The sequence below is a fragment of the Pseudoflavonifractor phocaeensis genome (assembly GCF_016901955.1).
In the GTDB taxonomy this organism is placed as follows: domain Bacteria; phylum Bacillota; class Clostridia; order Oscillospirales; family Oscillospiraceae; genus Flavonifractor; species Flavonifractor phocaeensis_A.
Genome location: NZ_JACJLC010000145.1, coordinates 1 through 4,321, shown reverse-complemented (window position 1 = coordinate 4,321; position 4,321 = coordinate 1). Strand labels below are relative to the sequence as shown.

The 4,321-nt window shown below is 64.0% G+C and carries 6 protein-coding genes and 1 pseudogene; 6 read left to right on the top strand and 1 reads right to left on the bottom strand.

From position 1 onward, the window contains the following. A partial coding sequence (locus H6B51_RS16445; RefSeq protein WP_204884683.1) for an HAD hydrolase family protein occupies positions 1-641 on the top strand: 641 nt, incomplete at its 5' end. Positions 642-762: 121 nt separating this feature from the next. On the opposite strand, the gene H6B51_RS16440 is transcribed toward H6B51_RS16445, so the two are convergent. Further along, on the bottom strand, positions 763-1,746 hold the full coding sequence (locus tag H6B51_RS16440) for a biotin--[acetyl-CoA-carboxylase] ligase (protein ID WP_204884682.1): 984 nt from the start codon (positions 1,744-1,746) through the stop codon (positions 763-765). A 154-nt stretch (positions 1,747-1,900) separates the two neighbouring features. Here H6B51_RS16440 and H6B51_RS16435 point away from each other — a divergent pair, with 154 nt between their 5' ends. The 5 genes and pseudogenes from H6B51_RS16435 (at position 1,901) to H6B51_RS16420 (ending at position 4,077) form a co-directional block, all read left to right on the top strand. Continuing rightward, complete coding sequence (locus tag H6B51_RS16435; RefSeq protein WP_204884681.1) at positions 1,901-2,443, top strand: biotin transporter BioY; 543 nt, start codon at positions 1,901-1,903, stop codon at positions 2,441-2,443. 98 nt (positions 2,444-2,541) lie between these two features. Continuing rightward, a complete protein-coding gene (gene yabP, locus H6B51_RS16430) occupies positions 2,542-2,832 on the top strand; it encodes a sporulation protein YabP (RefSeq protein ID WP_204884680.1) in 291 nt (96 codons plus the stop codon). Position 2,833: 1 nt separating this feature from the next. Beyond that, positions 2,834-3,091 (top strand): annotated as a pseudogene (gene yabQ, locus H6B51_RS18515) (spore cortex biosynthesis protein YabQ); the annotation flags it as partial. Positions 3,092-3,326: 235 nt separating this feature from the next. Continuing rightward, positions 3,327-3,602, top strand: coding sequence for an FtsB family cell division protein (locus H6B51_RS16425; protein ID WP_204884679.1), 276 nt, complete (start codon positions 3,327-3,329; stop codon positions 3,600-3,602). Positions 3,603-3,633: 31 nt separating this feature from the next. After that, positions 3,634-4,077, top strand: coding sequence for a S1 RNA-binding domain-containing protein (locus tag H6B51_RS16420; protein WP_204884678.1), 444 nt, complete (start codon positions 3,634-3,636; stop codon positions 4,075-4,077). Positions 4,078-4,321 lie beyond the last annotated feature (244 nt).

The following is a 4,321-nucleotide window of genomic DNA, read 5'->3' as shown; positions in this document are numbered from 1 at the left end:
ATGCCGGCAGCGCCCCCATCAACGCCCCGGTGGTGCTGTCCAACGGCTCCGCCCTGTACGACTTTGCCGCCGACCGGATGGTGTATGAGACCTTTCTCCCCCTGCGGGTCCAGGAGGATCTGCTCCAGGTAGCCCGGGATATCCCCCAGATCGGCTTTGAGGCCTACCACAACGACGATATCTACGTCTACCAGCCCAACTCGGTGACCCGGCAGCACCTGGCCCGGGCGGGAGCCGAGGCCCAGGAGGTTCCCATCCGGGACATGCCCCTGCCCTGGAGCAAGGTCATCCTCCAGCAGCGCAACGAGGTGCTGCTGGAAACCCAGCGGTATATGCTGGACCGGTGGGCAGAGCACTATGAGGTCATCTTCTCCAACGCCGTCCTGCTGGAGCTCACCCGGAAGGGAAGCAACAAGGGGGGCATGGTGGCCTACCTGGTGAACTATCTGGGCATCGACCCCAAAAAGGTGTACTGTGTGGGAGACAACCAGAACGATATCCCCATGCTGGCCATCTCCGCCATCCCCTTCGCCCCCTCCAACTGCGCCCAGGCCGTCAAGGACTGGGGGGCCCGCATCCTGTGCTCCTGCGAGGAGGGCTGCGTGGCTCAGATCGTAGAGATTCTGGACAAACTCTATTGAGAAACACAAAAAACGCCCCTAATGGGGCGTTTTTCTTTTCGGAAAAACGATACGACTGGCGGCCAAAGGCCGCCCCTGCGGATACGGGTGGAGGTATGATATCTCCTATCTTTACGCTCATTCAGACGTATCCCAGCAGGCCCCGGACGGAGACCTCCCCGGAGGACACCGCCTCCCGGCTGCCGTCCTCCCACTCCACCACCAGGGCAAACTGGTCGTCTACCGTCACCGCCCGGCCTGGACGGGTCTCCTTCCCCCGGATCACCTGCACCTGGCTGCCAATAGTGAGGCAATCCCGCCGGTACCGTTCCAGCCAGGCTTCCCATTGCCCGGGAAAGTCCCGGTCCAGCCTGTCCAGAGCGTCCAGCAGGGCAGATGCCATCTCCGCTCTGCGGGGGGCGCGGCCCAAGGCCTGGGCCAGGGAAATGGCTACCGGCGCCACCTCCGGGCCGAAGTCCTCCGCCCCCTGGGTCAGGTTCACCCCGATGCCCACCACTACATACCGCAGGGCGGCGGTCTCCCCTTCCAGGTCCAGCTCGGTAAGGATACCACACACCTTCCGTCCCTCCAGAATCACGTCGTTGGGCCACTTGATGCCGGGCCGCACCCCGCACAGGGCCTGGATGGCGTCGCACACCGCCACTGCCGACCAGGCGGTGAGGGCGCTGACCTGCTCCAGGGGGCAGTCCGGCTGGAGGAGGGCGGACAGATAGAGTCCCCCCGGCGGGGACACAAAGCTGCGGCCCCGGCGGCCCCGGCCCCCGGTCTGCCGGGCCGCCACCACCGCCAGCCCGGCGGGCACCTCCCCCGCCGCCCGGCGCTTGACCTCGTTGTTGGTGGAGTCCACCGTGTCCAGGCACACCAGCTCGGCCCCCACCCGCCGGGCCGGGTCCATCAGCTCCCCGGGGGAGAGCAGGTCGGGGGAGCCCTGGAGCAAATACCCCCGGCGGGGCGCGGAGGAGATCTGGTACCCCTCCTGCCGCAGGGCCTCCATGGCTTTCCACACCGCCGCCCGGCTTACCCCCAGCTTCTGACTCATGGCCTCTCCCGACAGGGGGACGCCCCCCTGGGCCTTCAGCAGAGCCAACACTTCATCCCGCAGCATCACAGTCATCCTTTCCCGGGGCGAGAACAGTCCGGCCCCTGTCAGTGCTATTGTAACCGCAGAGAAAATTTTTGTCAACCAAATCCAATTTTCAGTTGACATTTCCTTTATTGTAAACTATAATCACTATTAAGTTTACGATTGGAGGATGGATATGAAAGCCAAGCAGCTGGCCTTTGCCGCCATGATGGCGGCCCTGATGGCGGTGTGTTCCTGGATCACGGTGCCCACGGTGGTACCCTTTACCCTGCAAACCTTCGCGGTTTTCCTGGCAGCGGGGGTACTGGGAGGCAGGCTGGCCTCCCTGGCGGTGGGAGTATACCTGCTGCTGGGGGCGGTGGGCCTGCCGGTATTCGCCGGGTTTTCCGGAGGGTTGGGGTCCTTTGCCGGGCTTACCGGGGGCTATCTGCTGGGCTTTCTCCTCATCGCCCTGGTGATGTGGGGGGCGGAGGCTCTTCTGGGGCGGAGCCCCGTGGTGTTTGTCCTGTCCGGCCTGGTGGGCCTGGCGGTATGCTACGCCTTTGGCACCGCCTGGTACCTCTACCTCTACACCGCCTCCAGGGGACCGGCGGAGCTGATGGGCGTGCTGTGGACCTGTGTGATCCCCTTCCTGCTCCCCGACGGGGTGAAGCTGGCCCTGGCCCTGGTCCTCAGCCGCCGGATGGCCCCTGCCCTCTTTCCCGTCCTGTCCCGCTGACCTGAGGCTGCCCCGTACAGACGGAGCAACCTCTTTTCATATCCCCGCCCCCTGTCCCATATAGATAGGTAAGCTGCTGTGGGAAGGAGGGGCGTACCATGCCCTATGAAAACGAACGGGGACGGCCGGATGGAAGCCACCACATCATTCTGGAGGACCGGCAACGTCTGTCAGTATCCGGGGTGGAGGAGGTAGAGAGCTTTGACGAGAGCACCATTGTCATGGTCACCCTTCGGGGCATCCTGGTGATCCGTGGAGAAAACCTCCACATCGAGAAGCTGAGCCTGGACGGCGGAGACCTGCGGGTGGAGGGGGACGTGGACTCCCTTACCTACGAGGACGACCGCCGGGAGGGAGGCGGCGGGCTCTTCGCCCGGCTGTTCCGCTGATATGGGCTTTACGGTAACCGAGCAGGCCATCTTCCTGGCTGGGTCGGTGGCCCTTGGGGCGGCGGCGGGAATCTTATACGACCTGCTGCGGGTGATTCGGGCCCGGCTCCCTCTGCCGCTGGTGGGGGGGCTCCTGGATCTGGCCTACTGGCTGGCGGTGACGGCGGCCCTTTTCCTGTACACCACCGCCGCCGGCCGGGGAGAGGTGCGGATCTACCTGCTGCTGGGGGCCCTGGTGGGCGGGGGCTGCTACTTCGCCGCCCTGAGCCGGGGGGTATTATGGTTGACCAATCGGGCGGCGGATTTTATAGGGGTCCTTTGGCATATTGTTACACTACCGGTTGTGGTGCTGGGAAAGCTGTTAAAAAAAATCGTAAAATCCGCAAAAAAGCCCTTCCATTATGGAGCAAAGTGGTTTAAAATAAAACCAATATCCGGGGACCCGGAAACAGACCGTCAGGAAGCCCAGGCACCAGGAGGGGAAGGAGTTACCCATGAAAATCAAGCGAGCGTCCCTTCTGACCAAGGTGGTCATTCTGGCCCTGCTGGTGGCGGCGGCCACCGGCCTGCTGGGGCTGCGCAGCCAGCTGAGCACCGCCCAGGCCGACCTGGCCGAGGCACAGCGGCAGGTGGAAGAGCAGAAGCAGGTCAACGCCGATCTGGCCGACGCCGTGGAAAACAGCGGCGACCCTGACCGGCAGGCCGACCTGGCCCGGGATAAGCTGGGCCTGGTGGAGCCCGGCGAGTATGTGTTCCGGTTCACCGATTGAATTTTGAAAGAAGAGAGGATCTAGCAGGCACATGGAGTTTGGTGTTGGTACGATTGTGGAAGGAAAGGTCACGGGCATTACGAAGTTCGGGGCATTTGTCTCGCTGCCGGAGGGCAAGTCGGGGCTGGTGCACATCTCTGAGATCGCCTATTCCTACGTAAACGATGTGAAGGATCATCTGAAGGAGGGCCAGGAGGTCAAGGTCAAAGTCATCGGCATCGACGAGAACGGCCGGATCAACCTCTCCATCAAAAAGGCCATGGATCCTCCCCCCCGCCCCGCCAACCACGGCGGCCAGGGCCGCTCCGGCGGACGGCCCGGCGGCTTCAACGGCGGTTTCCGGGGTAAGCCCGCCCCCGCTGAGCCCACTACCTTTGAGGATCGGCTCAAGCAGTTTATGGCCTCCTCCGACAGCAAGCTCTCTGAGCTGCGTCAGGCGGAGCGCCGCAGCTCCCGCCGGGGCGGCCGGAAATAAGCATAAAAGAACCCACGCCTGGGGCGTGGGTTCTTTTATGGGCAGCGGGCGGATAATATCCGCCCCTACGCCCCCACGACCTGCCACACACCCAAGGCCACCAGCAGAAGCCCGGACAGGGGGAGAGCGTACCGGCCCAACAGCCGTCCGGCTACCCGATCCCCCAGGGCCCGGCCCAGGGGAAGGGCGGCCAGAGTAAGTAGGAAATTGGCCAGAGAGGCCCATCCGGCCCCCACCCCGGCGG

Excerpts from the sequence above, each read along its gene's own strand:
- H6B51_RS16440 (WP_204884682.1), bottom strand. The coding sequence starts at position 1,746 with ATGCTGCGGGATGAAGTGTTGGCTCTGCTGAAGGCCCAGGGGGGCGTC.
- H6B51_RS16435 (WP_204884681.1), top strand. The coding sequence starts at position 1,901 with ATGAAAGCCAAGCAGCTGGCCTTTGCCGCCATGATGGCGGCCCTGATG.
- yabP (WP_204884680.1), top strand. The coding sequence starts at position 2,542 with ATGCCCTATGAAAACGAACGGGGACGGCCGGATGGAAGCCACCACATC.
- H6B51_RS16425 (WP_204884679.1), top strand. The coding sequence starts at position 3,327 with ATGAAAATCAAGCGAGCGTCCCTTCTGACCAAGGTGGTCATTCTGGCC.
- H6B51_RS16420 (WP_204884678.1), top strand. The coding sequence starts at position 3,634 with ATGGAGTTTGGTGTTGGTACGATTGTGGAAGGAAAGGTCACGGGCATT.